This is a genomic window from Pseudomonas sp. TE24901 (genome assembly GCF_054058375.1).
Window position 1 is genome coordinate 66252 of the sequence record NZ_JBSSAF010000003.1, and the last position, 15454, is coordinate 81705.

General features: G+C 62.2%; 13 protein-coding genes. 12 read left to right on the forward strand and 1 reads right to left on the reverse strand.

The annotated features are described in order from the left end of the window. Window positions 1–695 precede the first annotated feature (695 nt). From ACVWVP_RS06570 to ACVWVP_RS06625, 12 genes are all read left to right on the forward strand, one after another. Window positions 696–1244, forward strand: coding sequence for a methyl-accepting chemotaxis protein (locus ACVWVP_RS06570; RefSeq protein WP_405046571.1), 549 nt, complete (start codon window positions 696–698; stop codon window positions 1242–1244). A 296-nt stretch (window positions 1245–1540) separates the two neighbouring features. Further along, window positions 1541–1996 (forward strand): type II 3-dehydroquinate dehydratase, encoded by a 456-nt coding sequence (gene aroQ / locus ACVWVP_RS06575; RefSeq protein ID WP_056860456.1) that lies wholly within the window; start codon window positions 1541–1543, stop codon window positions 1994–1996. Between the two features lie 24 nt (window positions 1997–2020). Then, complete coding sequence (gene accB / locus ACVWVP_RS06580) at window positions 2021–2485, forward strand: acetyl-CoA carboxylase biotin carboxyl carrier protein (RefSeq protein ID WP_010213489.1); 465 nt, start codon at window positions 2021–2023, stop codon at window positions 2483–2485. A 17-nt stretch (window positions 2486–2502) separates the two neighbouring features. Further along, window positions 2503–3864 (forward strand): acetyl-CoA carboxylase biotin carboxylase subunit, encoded by a 1362-nt coding sequence (gene accC, locus ACVWVP_RS06585; RefSeq protein ID WP_178918445.1) that lies wholly within the window; start codon window positions 2503–2505, stop codon window positions 3862–3864. A 176-nt stretch (window positions 3865–4040) separates the two neighbouring features. Then, complete coding sequence (gene prmA / locus ACVWVP_RS06590) at window positions 4041–4919, forward strand: 50S ribosomal protein L11 methyltransferase (RefSeq protein WP_178918444.1); 879 nt, start codon at window positions 4041–4043, stop codon at window positions 4917–4919. A 30-nt stretch (window positions 4920–4949) separates the two neighbouring features. Continuing rightward, the gene (locus tag ACVWVP_RS06595) at window positions 4950–6218 is read left to right on the forward strand and encodes a DUF3426 domain-containing protein (RefSeq protein WP_457404847.1); all 1269 of its coding nucleotides are present in this window, start codon (window positions 4950–4952) and stop codon (window positions 6216–6218) included. A 185-nt stretch (window positions 6219–6403) separates the two neighbouring features. Next, entirely contained in the window at window positions 6404–7417 is a 1014-nt protein-coding gene (gene dusB / locus ACVWVP_RS06600) for a tRNA dihydrouridine synthase DusB (RefSeq protein WP_176997051.1), read from the forward strand. Further along, window positions 7414–7734: a DNA-binding transcriptional regulator Fis gene (gene fis / locus ACVWVP_RS06605; RefSeq protein ID WP_457404850.1), complete on the forward strand. Its 321-nt coding sequence runs from the start codon at window positions 7414–7416 to the stop codon at window positions 7732–7734. The genes dusB and fis overlap by 4 nt, the downstream gene beginning before the upstream one ends. An 82-nt stretch (window positions 7735–7816) precedes the next feature. Then, window positions 7817–9424: a bifunctional phosphoribosylaminoimidazolecarboxamide formyltransferase/IMP cyclohydrolase gene (gene purH, locus ACVWVP_RS06610; protein ID WP_178918441.1), complete on the forward strand. Its 1608-nt coding sequence runs from the start codon at window positions 7817–7819 to the stop codon at window positions 9422–9424. A 189-nt stretch (window positions 9425–9613) separates the two neighbouring features. Continuing rightward, window positions 9614–10906: a phosphoribosylamine--glycine ligase gene (gene purD / locus ACVWVP_RS06615; protein WP_457404853.1), complete on the forward strand. Its 1293-nt coding sequence runs from the start codon at window positions 9614–9616 to the stop codon at window positions 10904–10906. A 115-nt stretch (window positions 10907–11021) separates the two neighbouring features. Continuing rightward, window positions 11022–13793 carry a hybrid sensor histidine kinase/response regulator gene (locus tag ACVWVP_RS06620; RefSeq protein ID WP_178918439.1) on the forward strand — a complete coding sequence of 924 codons (2772 nt, stop codon included), beginning with the start codon at window positions 11022–11024 and terminating at the stop codon, window positions 13791–13793. A gap of 162 nt (window positions 13794–13955) precedes the next feature. Further along, window positions 13956–14552 (forward strand): MarC family protein, encoded by a 597-nt coding sequence (locus tag ACVWVP_RS06625; protein WP_032890615.1) that lies wholly within the window; start codon window positions 13956–13958, stop codon window positions 14550–14552. Here ACVWVP_RS06625 and ACVWVP_RS06630 read toward each other — a convergent pair. Then, window positions 14549–15328 (reverse strand): hypothetical protein, encoded by a 780-nt coding sequence (locus ACVWVP_RS06630; RefSeq protein WP_178918438.1) that lies wholly within the window; start codon window positions 15326–15328, stop codon window positions 14549–14551. The two genes, ACVWVP_RS06625 and ACVWVP_RS06630, sit on opposite strands and share 4 nt — an antisense overlap. Window positions 15329–15454 lie beyond the last annotated feature (126 nt).

A 15454-nucleotide genomic window follows, 5' to 3' on the forward strand; every position in this document is an offset into this window, starting at 1 on the left:
AGCGTGAACTCAACAGCCTGTTGACCCGCTACCCTGCCGAACTCAAGCGCACCCGCGACCAGATCCAGCAACGGGCTGACCTGGCCACCGCCACGCACCTGAAAATCAAGGCCGTACAAGAAGCCATTGCCGGCCTGGAGCCCGTGGTGCGTGCCCAACACGGCAAGATCCAGGGCGAAGTGCGCCTGATGCAGGGTGTGATGATCGGCCTGATCCTGCTGATCGCACTGTTGATCGACACCCTGCAACGCCGCCTGGCCCGCGTGCTGACTAACCTGGCCCCAGCCCTGTCGACCTGGGCCGAAGGCGACTTCAGCCAGCCAATCGCCCTGGGCAAGACCAATCGCGAACTGCACGATATCGAAGCGTCGCTTAACCGCTTGCGTGCCTACCTGGTGGACCTGGTGGGCACCATTCGCGGCAATGCCGAAGAAGTCGCCGGCAGCAGCCACGCACTGGCCGAACTGAGCAGCGGCCTGCATGACGGTGCCGAACGCCAGGCCGGGGACACAGCACAGATCCGTGATTCCCTAGGGGAACTGGAAGCGACCATCCAACAGGTGGCCGGGGATGCCAGCCAGGCAGCCGATGCCAGCCGCAGCGCCGGCCAGGCGGTGGAACAAGGCCAGCGCGTCATCGGCCTGAGCCTGACCGGGTTGCATGCCCTGGTGGGTGAAGTGCAGCAAAATGCGCAGATGATCGAGAAACTGGCTGAAGAATCCGCCACCATCGGCGGTGTGCTGACGGTGATCCGCTCGATTGCCGACCAGACCAACCTGCTGGCCCTCAACGCCGCCATCGAAGCCGCACGCGCCGGTGAGGCCGGCCGTGGTTTCGCCGTGGTGGCCGACGAAGTGCGCTCCCTGGCCCAGCGTACCGCTGGCGCCACCGCCGAAATCCAGACCCTGATCGCCGGCCTGCAAAGCGCCGCCCACCAATCGGTGGAAGGCATGCGCGCCCAGGTTGAACACGCCGAAGCCACGGCCCAGCAGGCTCAGGCGGCCGACGGCGCGCTGGATGAAATCGTCGGCGCGATCCAGACCATCTCTGAAACCGCCGTGCGCATCGCCGATGTGACCGCGCAGCAGAGTGGTGCCGTCAGCGAGATCCGTGACAACAGTGAGCGAATTCACCAGTTGGGTGAGGACAACCTGCTGCGTATCGGGCAAGGGCGTAGCCAGGGTGAGCATTTGCTGGTGTTGGGTGGGCATCTCAACACGGCAGTCAAAGCCTTCCGCGTGTGACGCGATCCCGAATCAAATAGAGATCAACCTGTGGGAGCTGGCTTGCCTGCGATAGCGGTGGGTCAGGCAACCTATCCGGCGCTGACAGACCGCTATCGCAGGCAAGCCAGCTCCCACATTGATCTGCGTCTACCTCACCACCGTGTTTCCAATGACCGGATACGAGGCCACAGTCACAAATTTCGCGCTATCCTCGCTAATCGTGCTGCCTACTGCATAGAACTGGACAGTCACAAAGGCTTTGCGGCATAGTCGCCGGGTTCTGCCGTACCCACATCAATAACAAGGAACAGCCGATGGCGACCTTTCTGGTTCTACACGGACCCAACCTGAACCTGCTCGGCACCCGTGAACCGGGCGTCTACGGGGCAGTCACCCTGGAACAGATCAACCTCGATCTGGAACGCAGGGCCCGTGAAGCCGGCCACCATCTGCTCTACCTGCAAAGCAATGCCGAGTACGAATTGATTGATCGCATCCATGCTGCGCGTGGCGAAGGCGTGGACTTTATCCTGATCAATCCCGCCGCTTTTACGCATACAAGTGTTGCATTACGTGACGCGCTGCTGGCGGTGAGCATCCCATTCATCGAAGTGCATTTGTCGAACGTGCACAAACGCGAAGCTTTCCGCCATCACTCCTACTTCTCCGACGTTGCGGTAGGTGTGATCTGCGGCCTTGGCGCCAGCGGTTACCGACTGGCCCTGGAGGCCGCCCTGGAACAACTTGAACAACCGGCCAAGCGCCCCTGACCGACCCTTGGGAGTTGATGATTCATGGATATCCGTAAAGTTAAGAAACTGATCGAACTGCTGGAAGAATCCGGTATCGACGAGCTGGAAATCAAGGAAGGCGAAGAGTCCGTACGGATCAGCCGTCACAGCAAGACCCCGGCTCAACAGTTCTACGCACCGCAAATGCAAGCACCGGCGCCAGCCGCTGCTGCTCCGGCCGCCGCGCCTGCTGCCGCCGCTGCACCTGCCGCCCCGGCCGCGCCTGCGCTGAACGGTTTCGTGGTCAAGTCGCCAATGGTCGGTACCTTCTACCGCACTCCGGCTCCGACCTCGCCAGCCTTCGTTGAAGTCGGCGCAACCGTGAAAGTGGGCGACACCATCTGCATCGTTGAAGCGATGAAGATGATGAACCACATCACTGCTGAAAAAGCCGGCGTCATCGAATCCATCCTGGTAGAAAACGGTCAGCCGGTTGAGTACGACCAGCCGCTGTTCACCATCGTTTGAACCGCGGAGTGCCTTCGATGTTGAAACCTGCGAAGAAACTGGAAAAAGTCCTGATCGCCAACCGCGGTGAGATCGCCCTGCGAATCCTGCGCGCCTGTAAGGAACAAGGCATCAAGACCGTCGCTGTTTACTCGACGGCCGACTCGGAACTGATGCACGTGAAACTGGCGGACGAAAGCATCTGCATCGGCCCGCCACTGGCCACGAACTCGTACCTGAAAGTCCCAAGCATCATCGCCGCAGCAGAAGTGACCGGCGCTACCGCTATCCACCCAGGCTACGGTTTCCTCGCGGAAAACGCCGACTTCGTCGACCAGGTGGAAAAATCCGGCTTCACGTTCATCGGCCCCAAAGCCGAGACCATTCGCCTGATGGGCGACAAGGTCTCCGCCAAGGAAGCCATGATCGCGGCCGGCGTGCCAACCGTTCCTGGTTCCGACGGCCCACTGCCTGAAGACGAGGAAACCGCTCTGCGCATTGGTCGCGAAGTGGGTTACCCGGTGATCATCAAGGCCGCCGGTGGCGGTGGTGGTCGCGGCATGCGCGTGGTGCACAAGGAAGAAGACCTGATCGAAGCCGCCAAGCAGACCCGCTCTGAAGCAGGCGCCTGGTTCAACAACCCGATGGTCTACCTGGAAAAATACCTGACCAACCCACGTCACGTGGAAGTGCAGGTATTGTCCGACGGCCAGGGCCACGCCATTCACCTGGGTGACCGCGATTGCTCGCTGCAACGTCGCCACCAGAAGGTACTGGAGGAAGCCCCGGCACCAGGTTTGGACGAAAAAGCCCGCGAAGAAGTGTTGGCTCGCTGCGTCAAGGCGTGCATCGACATCAACTACCGTGGCGCCGGTACCTTCGAGTTCCTCTACGAGAACGGCCGCTTCTACTTCATCGAGATGAACACTCGTGTGCAGGTAGAGCACCCGGTTTCGGAGATGGTCACCGGTATCGACATCGTCAAGGAGATGCTGAGCATCGCCGCTGGCAACCCGCTGTCCTTCACCCAGGACGACGTGAAGATCCACGGCCACTCCCTGGAGTGCCGGATCAACGCCGAAGACCCGAAAACCTTTATCCCAAGCCCTGGCCTGGTCAAGCACTTCCACGCGCCCGGCGGCAACGGCGTACGTGTGGATTCTCACCTGTACAGCGGCTACAAGGTTCCGTCCAACTACGACTCGCTGATCGGCAAGCTGATCACCTGGGGCGCCACCCGCGACGAGGCCATGGCCCGTATGCGTAACGCCCTGGACGAAATCGTGGTCGACGGCATCAAGACCAACATCCCGCTGCACCGGGACCTGGTTCGCGATGAAGGCTTCTGCGAAGGGGGTGTGAACATTCACTACCTGGAACACAAGCTGGCTAACCAGTAAGTGCTCTGAAACAACAAAGCCGCCTCCGGGCGGCTTTGTTGTTTCACCTGTAGTGAGCGGGCTTGCCCCGCTCACTACAAAAGCCTTGCTCGCCACAGCATCATGCTCTCGCGTAAACTTGCGCCCTTTCGCAGCCCCACTGCGCTGCACATTCAATTTTTTCAAAGGTGCCCGCCATGCCTTGGCTGCAAGTCCGTCTCGCCATCAGCCCAGAACAAGCCGAAACCTATGAAGACGCTTTCCTCGAAGTCGGCGCTGTATCGGTAACCTTCATGGACGCCGAAGACCAGCCGATCTTCGAGCCGGAACTCAACACCACCCCGCTGTGGTCCCACACCCACTTGCTGGCCCTGTTCGAGGACGGCACCGATGCCGCCAGCGTACTGGCCCATATGGAACTGCTGACCGGCGGCCCGTTGCCCGAGCATCACAGCGAAGTCATCGAAGACCAGGATTGGGAACGCAGCTGGATGGACAACTTCCAGCCCATGCGTTTCGGCCAGCGCCTGTGGATCGTACCGAGCTGGCACGCTGCGCCGGAACCGGATGCCGTCAACCTGCTGCTGGACCCGGGCCTGGCGTTCGGCACCGGCACTCACCCCACCACCGCATTGTGCCTGGAGTGGCTGGACGGCCAGGACCTGACCGACAGCCACGTGCTGGACTTCGGCTGCGGTTCGGGGATTCTCGCGATTGCCGCGTTGTTGCTGGGCGCCAAAGAGGCGGTCGGCACCGACATCGACGTGCAGGCCCTGGAAGCCTCCCGCGATAACGCCGGGCGCAACCACATCCCTGAAGGCAAATTCCCGCTGTACCTGCCGGAGCAATTGCCGCAGGTGCAGGCCGACGTGCTGGTGGCCAACATCCTCGCCGGCCCGCTGGTGTCCCTGGCCCCGCAACTGTCGAGCCTGGTCAAGCCGGGCGGGCGCCTGGCACTGTCGGGCATCCTTGCCGAGCAAGGCGAAGACGTCGCCGCGGCCTACGCCAAGGATTTCGAGCTGGACCCGATCGCCAACCGTGATGGCTGGGTACGCATCAGCGGTCGTCGGCGCTAGAATGAGCGCTTGCCTGAATCGGATGGCCGCATGACCGACAGTTTCGTCACCCAGTGCCCGCATTGCCAGACCCGCTTTCGCGTCAGCCACGCCCAGTTGAGCGTGGCCCGTGGCGTGGTGCGCTGCGGCTCGTGCCTGCAAGTGTTCAACGCGGTTCGCCAGTTGCTGGAACAGCGCGCCGGCGCATCGACCCCGGAAACACCAAAGCCGGTTGACGCCGCACCTGTTGCCGAGATCGCGCCTGAGCCTGCCCCTCAGGCACCGCGAGCCATCAGCCAGAAGCAGTGGACGGCCGAAGAGCTGGACCTGGACAACCTGGACCTGGACGAAGAACTGGCCAAGCTGGAACGCCGCGAGATTCAGCACACCCTGCCCGTTGGCGCAGACCGGCGTCAGTCGGGCGCCGATCGTCGGCAAAAGGAAGAACCCCTCAGCGCCAGCCGCGACTCGGTCAAGGCCGAAGAAGAGAAATGGGCTGCCAGCCTGTTCAGCGAACCGCCCGAAGAGCGCGCCGCCCCCCCCGCGCTCGAACCTGAACCGGCCAAGGCACCTGCGGCCAAGCAGCGCACCGAACCGTCCATGTCGCTGCACATCGATGACCTCGACGATGAGCCTACCCTGCGCTCAACCGTGGATGACGAAGACATCGACCCGCCCTTCAGCCCCGTCGCCCACGACGAGGACGACGCCGAGCCCGAAGAGCACCCCCAGCCCCGTCGCAAGCAGCGGGCACGCAGCCCCGCCAGCGCTCACGACGACGTGCTGCAGGACCTAGAAGACGACCCCCTGCACCTGTACGCGCAAAAACGCCCGTCGGGCTGGGGCCGCCGCCTGATCTGGCTGCTGCTGGTGCTGATCGCTGCTGGCGGCCTCGCTGGCCAGTACATCGCCTATCAATTCGACGACCTGGCTCGTCAGGACGCCTATCGCCCGTGGTTCCAGGAACTGTGCCCGAAAGTGGGCTGTACGGTGCCGTCACGGGTGGACATTGCCCATATCAAGAGCAGCAACCTGGTGGTGCGCAGCCACCCCGACTTTGCCGGGGCGCTGGTAGTGGACGCCATCATCTATAACCGCGCCACGTTCTCCCAGCCGTTCCCGCTGCTGGAGCTGCGCTTTGCCGACCTGAACGGCAACCTGATTGCCAGTCGTCGCTTCAAGCCTGCCGAATACCTCAACGGTGAACTGGCCGGCGTGAGCGAAATGCCATCGCAGACACCGATCCACATCTCCCTCGATATCCTGGATCCAGGCAACAAAGCCGTGAATTACAGCCTGAGCTTCCACTCGCCCGAGTGAACCGGTTCATGCACGAAGGTTTGACGGCGGCATCTTGACTTTGCCGCGCTCGACCAAACCGACGGCGATAAAGAAATAACTGTTCAGATTTTATCCAATTCAGCCTTTATCCAGTCATCGAGAGCGGGTATCATGCCAACCCTTTTTCGAACTCTAATGATCCGGCCCCACAACAGGGAAGTCCTATGTCGGCGGTACGCATCGGCCCATACACATTGCAAAACGGCTTGATCCTCGCCCCGATGGCGGGTGTCACCGACCAGCCCTTTCGTCAGCTGTGCAAGCGTTTGGGCGCAGGTCTTGTAGTCTCGGAAATGGTCACCAGCGACATGAGCCTGTGGAACACCCGCAAATCGCGCATGCGCATGATCCACGAAGGTGATCCCGAGCCCCGCTCGGTGCAGATCGCCGGTGGTGATGCACAGATGCTGGCGGATGCGGCCCGGGCCAACGTGGAGCTGGGCGCACAGATCATCGATATCAACATGGGCTGCCCGGCCAAGAAGGTCTGCAACAAGGCCGCCGGTTCCGCCCTGTTGAAAGATGAGCAGTTGGTTGCCGAGATCCTGCAGGCCGTTGTCGCCGCAGTCGATGTACCGGTCACCCTGAAGATCCGTACCGGCTGGGACCGGGACAACAAGAACGGCCTGACGGTGGCGAAGATCGCCGAACAGGCAGGAATTACAGCGCTGGCAGTGCATGGCCGCACCCGCGCCGACCTTTACACCGGTGAAGCCGAGTACGACACCATCGCCGCGATCAAGCAGGCGGTGTCGATGCCGGTCTTTGCCAATGGCGATATCGACTCCGCCGAAAAAGCCCGGCGCGTACTCGACGCAACCGGTGCGGATGGTTTGTTGATAGGCCGGGCCGCCCAGGGGCGGCCGTGGATTTTCCGTGAGATCGAGCATTTTCTGCGTACCGGCGACGTCTTGCCGGCACCGGAGCTGATCGAGGTGGAACGTATTCTGCTAGAGCATCTGGCCGCCCTGCACGCCTTCTATGGGGACGTGATGGGAGTACGCATTGCTCGCAAGCATGTCGGCTGGTATCTCGCAACCCTGCCGGGCGCCAGGGAGTTTCGCGCCCACTTCAATCGTTTGGATGATACGGAAGCACAGTGCGCCAACGTTCGTGAGTTCTTCAGCGAGCGTTACAAGAGCCTGGGGACAGGGGACGGAGAGGGGGTGGCCGCATGACGATGATGACCGAGACTTTAGTGAGTGGAACAACACCCGTGAGCGACAACGTCAATTTGAAACAGCACCTCAACACGCCGAGCGAAGAAGGCCAGACCCTTCGCGGGAGTGTCGAGAAGGCGCTGCACAATTATTTCGCCCACCTTGAGGGCGCTTCCGTCACGGACGTGTACAACCTGGTGCTCTCCGAAGTCGAGGCGCCGCTGCTCGAAAGCGTGTTGAACTACGTCAAGGGCAACCAGACCAAAGCCAGTGAGCTGCTGGGCCTCAACCGTGGCACCTTGCGCAAAAAGCTCAAACAATACGATTTGCTGTAAGCATTCAATCAAACCAGAAAGGCGCCCGCGTAAAAAACGGTCGCCTTTTTTGCTGACTCCTTTGCTTTTGATGGAAATTGAAATGACCGACCAGACTACCCGCCTGCCGATCCGCCGCGCCTTGATCAGCGTTTCCGACAAGACCGGCATCCTCGAATTTGCCCGGGAGCTGGAAGCCCTTGGCGTGGAAATCCTCTCCACAGGCGGGACCTTCAAACTGCTGCAGGACAATGGCGTGGCCGCAGTAGAAGTGGCGGACTACACCGGTTTCGCAGAAATGATGGACGGTCGGGTCAAGACCCTGCACCCGAAAATCCACGGCGGCATCCTTGGCCGTCGCGGCACCGACGACGCCATCATGGCCGAGCACGGCATCAAGCCGATCGACCTGGTGGCCGTGAACCTGTACCCATTCGAAGCCACCATCAACAAGCCAGGCTGCGACCTGCCGACGGCCATCGAGAACATCGATATCGGCGGCCCGACCATGGTTCGCTCGGCAGCCAAGAACCACAAAGATGTGGCCATCGTGGTCAACGCCAGCGACTACGCCAACGTGCTGGAAAGCCTGAAAGCCGGCGGCCTGACCTACGCCCAGCGTTTCGACCTGATGCTCAAGGCGTTCGAACACACTGCGGCCTACGACGGCATGATCGCCAACTACATGGGCACGGTTAACCAAGCCGCTGAAACCCTGTCGACCGAAGGCCGCAGCCAGTTCCCGCGCACCTTCAACAGCCAGTTCATCAAGGCCCAGGAAATGCGCTACGGCGAGAACCCGCACCAGAGCGCGGCGTTCTACGTTGAGGCCAAGCCCGCCGAAGTGGGCATCGCCACCGCGACCCAACTGCAAGGCAAAGAGCTGTCCTACAACAACGTGGCCGACACCGACGCCGCGCTGGAATGCGTGAAGAGCTTCGTCAAGCCAGCCTGCGTGATCGTCAAGCACGCCAACCCGTGCGGCGTGGCCGTGAGCCCGGACGCCGAAGGCGGTATCCGCCAGGCCTACGAACTGGCCTACGCCACCGACACCGAATCGGCCTTCGGCGGCATCATCGCGTTCAACCGTGAGCTGGACGCCGAGACCGCCAAAGCGATCGTCGACCGTCAGTTCGTTGAAGTGATCATCGCCCCAAGCGTGAGCGAAGAGGCCCGTGCCGTTGTGGCCGCCAAAGCCAACGTGCGCCTGCTGGCCTGTGGCGAGTGGTCGGCTGACCGCGCTGCGGCCTGGGACTACAAACGCGTCAACGGCGGCCTGCTGGTACAGAGCCGCGACATCGGCATGATCGGCAGCCAAGACCTGAAAGTCGTGACCAAACGCGCCCCGACCGAGCAAGAGATCAACGACCTGATCTTCGCCTGGAAAGTGGCCAAATACGTTAAATCCAATGCCATCGTCTACGCCAAGAACCGCCAGACCATCGGTGTCGGCGCGGGCCAGATGAGCCGCGTGAACTCGGCGCGTATCGCCGCGATCAAAGCCGAGCACGCCGGCTTGCAGGTGGTGGGTTCGGTCATGGCCTCCGATGCGTTCTTCCCGTTCCGCGACGGCCTGGACAATGCGGCAAAAGCCGGCGTGACCGCCGTGATCCAGCCAGGCGGCTCGATGCGCGACGCAGAAGTGATTGCTGCTGCAGATGAAGCCGGCATCGCCATGGTCTTCACCGGCATGCGCCACTTCCGTCACTGATCTAACTCGATAGAGATGTGAGAGCGGGCTTGTGTGGGAGCGGGGGGGGGGGGGGGGGGGGGGGGGGGGGGGGGGGGGGGGGGGCCCCCCCCCCCCCCCCCCCCCCCCCCCCCCCCCCCCCCCCCCCCCCCCCCCGCTCCCACATTTAAAAGCGCTCCTGCAGCGCCTACAGAATTTGAGGTTTTTGAAATGAATGTTTTGATCATTGGCAGTGGTGGCCGTGAACACGCCCTGGCCTGGAAAGTTGCCCAGGACCCACGCGTCCAGAAAGTATTCCTTGCCCCGGGCAACGCCGGCACCGCCATTGAAGCCAAGTGCGAAAACGTCGCCATCGACGTCCTGGCCCTCGAACAACTGGCTGACTTTGCCGAGAAAAACGTCTCCCTGACCATCGTTGGTCCGGAAGTCCCGTTGGTTGCCGGCGTCGTGGACCTGTTCCGCAGCCGTGGCCTGGACTGCTTCGGCCCGACCGCAGGCGCTGCCCAACTGGAAGGCTCCAAGGCGTTCACCAAGGACTTCCTGGCGCGTCACAAGATCCCGACTGCCGACTACCAGAACTTCACCGAGATCGAGCCGGCCCTGGCTTACCTGCGTGAAAAAGGTGCGCCGATCGTGATCAAGGCCGACGGCCTGGCGGCCGGTAAAGGCGTGATCGTCGCCATGACCCTGCAGGAAGCCGAGGACGCCGTACGCGACATGCTCGCCGGCAACGCCTTTGGCGATGCGGGTTCGCGCGTGGTGATCGAGGAATTCCTCGACGGCGAAGAAGCCAGCTTCATCGTGATGGTCGACGGCAAGAACGTGCTGCCGATGGCCACCAGCCAGGACCACAAACGCGTCGGCGACGGCGACACCGGCCCGAACACCGGCGGCATGGGTGCTTACTCCCCTGCCCCAGTCGTGACCAGCGACGTGCACAAGCGCGTGATGGACCTGGTGATCTGGCCAACCGTGCGCGGCATGGCCGACGAAGGCAATGTGTACACCGGTTTCCTGTACGCCGGCCTGATGATCGACAAGGCTGGCAACCCGAAAGTCATCGAGTTCAACTGCCGCTTCGGCGACCCGGAAACCCAACCGGTAATGCTGCGCCTGCAATCGAGCCTGGTGCTGCTGGTGGAAGCCGCTCTCGCCCAGGCGCTGGACAAGGTCGAAGCGCAGTGGGACCCACGTCCGAGCGTCGGCATCGTGCTGGCCGCCGGCGGTTACCCGGCCGACTACGCCAAGGGCGATGTAATTGAAGGCCTGGACGCGGCTGCTAAGCTGGAAGGCAAGGTGTTCCATGCGGGCACCGCGCTCAAGGATGGCCAGGTGGTGACCGCCGGTGGCCGCGTGTTGTGCGCCACCGCGATGGGCGCCAGTGTCGACGCCGCGCAGCAACAGGCGTACAAACTGGCCGCAGCCATCGATTGGAACGGCTGCTTCTACCGCAAGGACATCGGCTACCGCGCCATTGCCCGTGAACGTGGCGAGAACAGCTGAACAGCTACACTTGAGTAGCTATCCGTTCGGTTAGGCAAGGGCCTCTGGCCCTTGCCGTACACATGTCGCCCCGCGCATAGTTAACCCGTGCATCAACCTACGAAGGGATTTCGCCGTGCGCTGGCTCAGGATCGCCATAGGTTTCACAGTCAGTCTGCTGACACTGCTCTGCTTGTTCCCGGCCCAGGCCGCCGCACAAGGCAGTGGTTGGGCAGTATTGCTTGATGAACAGGCCGACCTGCAACTGAGCGACATCCGTTCCGCCCGCTACACCAACCAATTCAGCCCCATCGAACTGGACCGCATTACCGCCGCGGAACCGGACGGCGCGTTGTGGGTACGTTTCAAACTGCAACCTGGCAAGCACGAGCAAGTGCTGCGGGTGTTCGCCCCGGACCTGTCCCACCTGAGCCTCTACGTGCTCGACGGCGACACCCTGGTGGAACAGCAAAGCACCGGCACCCGCCAGCCCCAGGCGGAACGCCCGCTGCCCAGCAGCGACTTCATGTTACCGATGCCCCAGAGCCAAAGGCCCCTCGAGGTCTACCTGCGCCTGGTCTCGGAGCACGAACTGCGCCCCTACATCACCCTGGAGCCCGCCGTACTGGCCGCTGCCGACCAGAACCAAACGCTGATCTACGGGCTGCTGTTCGGCGTCCTGTTGATGTTGATCCTGCACAACCTCACACGCTTCGCCTATCACCGCTCGCGCAGCAGCCTGTGGCTGGCGGCGTGCGAAGTGCTGTTGATGCTCAGCCTGGCGCTGCTGCTCAACCTGGTAGGCCCATGGCTGCCGAACTGGCACGCCGTGCAAACCCCAGGCGCCTACCTGGCCTTGTTGCTCACCGCACCGTGCGGGTTGATGTTCGCCTACCGCTTCTTCATGCCCCTGGGCCCTCATCCGCTGAACAAGCTGTTGATGGCCGACATCCTGTTTATCGTGCTGTGTGGCCTGCTGCTGTTGTTCGTCAACACCCTGCCACTGAACATCATCACCTATGCGCTGGTCGCCCTGGCCGGCTTGAGCATGCTGTTTGTGTCGGCCTATCACTGGCAAAAAGGCTACCGCCCGGCGCGGCTGTTCGTGGCGGCGATGGTGGTGTTCAACATCGGCACGCTGATCATCCTGCCTGCGCTGCTCGGCCTTACGCTTGTCGCGCCGCAAGGCTTGATCGTGACCCTGCTCAGCTTCATCTGCCTCAGTGGCCTGCTGATGAGCCTGGCCCTGGGCGAACGCCAGCGCGCGATTGTCGAGGCGCGCTTCAGCCTCAGCCGTGACCTGGCCGCGAGCAATGCCGAGATCGCCGCCAAAGCCGAGTTCCTGGCGAAGATCAGCCACGAGATCCGCACGCCCATGAACGGCGTGCTGGGCATGACCGAGCTGCTGCTGGGCACGCCGCTGTCGGTGAAGCAGCGCGACTACGTGCAGACCATCCACAGCGCCGGCAACGAGCTGCTGACCCTGATCAACGAGATCCTCGACATCTCCAAGCTGGAATCCGGGCAGATCGAATTGGACGACGTGCAGTTCGACCTCAACGCGCTGATCGAAGATTGCCTGAGCATCTTCCGCGCCAAGGCCGAGCAGCAGAACGTCGAACTCATCAGCTTTATCCAGCCCCAGGTGCCCCGTGTCATCAGTGGCGACCCGACGCGCCTGCGCCAGGCGCTGTTGAGCCTGCTGGAAAACGCCCTGCAAAAAACCGATGAAGGCGAAGTGCTGATCGTTGTCGCCCTTGATGAACGCAGCACCAAGCCACGCCTGCGCATCGCCGTGCAGGACAGCGGCCTGCCGATGGAAACCGCCGAGCGCGAAGCGCTGTTACACAGTGAACTGCACAGCAAGAATTTCCTGTCGGCCACACGCCTGAGCGGTCACCTGGGCCTGGTGATCGCCCGTCAGCTGATCCTGTTGATGAACGGCGAGTTCGGCATCAAGAGCGGCAGCCACCAGGGCAGCACACTGTGGCTGACCCTGCCGCTGGACCCGGAACGCCTGGAGCACCCCACTTCCGACCTCGACGGCCCGCTCAAGGGTGCGCGCGTACTGGTGGTGGACGACAACGACACCTGCCGCAAGGTGCTGGTGCAGCAGTGCTCTGCCTGGGGCCTCAACGTCAGTGCCGTCCCCTCGGGCAAGGAAGCCTTGGCGCTGTTGCGCACCAAGGCGCACCTGCGCGACTACTTCGACGTGGTGTTGCTGGACCAGAACATGCCCGGCATGACCGGCATGCAACTGGCGGCGAAGATCAAGGAAGACCCGAGCCTGAACCACGACATCCTGTTGATCATGCTCACCGGCATCAGCAACGCGCCGAGCAAGATCATCGCGCGCAACTGCGGGATCAAGCGCATCCTCGCCAAACCGGTGGCCGGCTATACCCTCAAGACCACCCTGGCCGACGAACTGACCCAGCGCAGCAAAGGCAGCGTGCCCGTGCGCCCGGTGCTCAGCGCACCGGCAGCCGTCACCGTGCCCAGCGATTTCCGCATCCTGGTGGCCGAAGACAACAGCATTTCCACCAAGGTGATCCGTGGCATGCTCGGCAAGCTCAACCTCAACCCGGACACCGCCAGCAACGGCGAGGAAGCGTTGGAAGCGATGAAGGCCCAGCGTTACGACCTGGTGTTGATGGACTGTGAAATGCCGATCCTCGATGGCTTCTCGGCCACCCAACAGCTGCGCGCCTGGGAAGTCAGCCACCAGCGTATCCGCACCCCGGTGGTGGCTCTGACGGCGCACATCCTCTCGGAACACAAAGAACGCGCACGCCAGGCCGGGATGGACGGGCACATGGCCAAGCCGGTGGAACTGTCGCAGCTGCGCGAGTTGGTGGAGTTCTGGGTCGCGCAGCGCCAGCAGCGCCCCGAACACGCCCCCTCTTAACCTGAAACACAACCCCCATGTGGGAGCGGGCTTGCTCGCGAATGCGGTGGATCAGTTAAAAACGCATTGACTGACACACCGCATTCGCGAGCAAGCCCGCTCCCACATTTGATCGGTGTCGCCTGATAGACTCTCCACACTTATCCCCAACGAGCCGCCCCCATGCTCCACGTGTTATTCAGCGTCTACCTGAAAATGCTGGTGCTCTACAGCCCGTTCTTCGTGCTGTCCTGTTTTATCAGCCTCACCCGTGGTTACTCCAGCAAGGAGCGCCGGCGCCTGGCCTGGAAAGTCGCGTTGGCCACCCTGGTGTCGAGCGTGTTGCTCTACCTGTTCGGCCGGGTCATTTTCAGCGTGTTCGGGATCACCGTGGACGCGTTCCGTATCGGCGCCGGCAGCGTGCTGTTCATCTCGGCCCTGGGCATGGCCCAAGGCAAGTCAGCGGTACAAACCGACAACGTGCAGCAAGACGTGACCATCGTACCGCTGACCATCCCCCTTACCGTCGGCCCCGGCACCATCGGTGCACTGCTGGTGATGGGCGTGAGCCAGCCCCACTGGGATGACAAGATCACCGCCATCCTCAGCATCGCGCTCGCCAGCTTCACTGTGGGTGTAGTGCTGTACCTGTCCAACCGCATCGAACGCATTCTTGGCGACCAGGGCTTGCAGATCGTCAGCCGGCTGATGGGCCTGTTCGTATGCGCCCTGGCCGCGCAAATTATCTTTACCGGGGTTCGCGGCTACCTGGTGCCCTAGATCCGGTATTGGGCGATTGCCAACTGCACCTTGTCGCCCGCACTCTCGCGCATCAGCCGGAGGGTTTTTTCATTGACCACCGAGGTATTCAGCACCAGGCAGGTCTGCCCGCTGAAGGCCTCGAACGAGGAACTGTCCCACTCCAAAAAGGGCAGGCCCACCTGTTTGCTCACGCCGTGGGAACTGTACGTCACCAGCACCATCGTCACTTCCCCTGCGGTTTCGGCACACGACGCCAGGCCGAAATCGCCGCCCTGCTGCACCGTGCTGTTACGCTTGAACAACTCGAACGAGGCCGGTTGCTGCTTCAGCGCTTCCAGCGCGTCAGCCGCCAATTTGGGCAGTGCTGCCAACAGCGGCCCGGCCAGAGAGGTCGAAGCCAGCAGCGCCGCAATCATGTTCAGGGCCGCCAGTTGCACCGTCAGGCCCTTGCCGGAACTCGAGACGCGCTCGAAGCGGCTTCGCACCGGCAGCCAGCCCAGGCTGATCATCACCTTGATAAATTCATCGTACCAATGCTCTGTACCGCGATGGACCTTCAACACATCGCTGACGTAGCTGCTGGCAAGCAGGTAGCTCTTGCGGATGTACTCGCGGTTGAGGGCAGACATGCCCTCGACAAACGAGATCACCCCATTGTTCACCACGGCTGCATTGCTATCGTCCTCGGTATCCAGCGCCATGGAAGCACTGGCTCCCGGTGCGCCGGGCAGTTTGTAGGCGGCAATCAGTTTGCGCCGCTTCGCACTGAAGGTCCTTTTGTGATGTCGCTCCATTTTCCATTCTCCACAAGCGCCCCACATGGGGCTTGTGTTCACACTAGTCCAGCGGCGGCCGGGCTTTCCACGCAACAAACATCCCTTGCCTGCGCACCTGAAACAGCATCGTCCAGCAATCCCGTG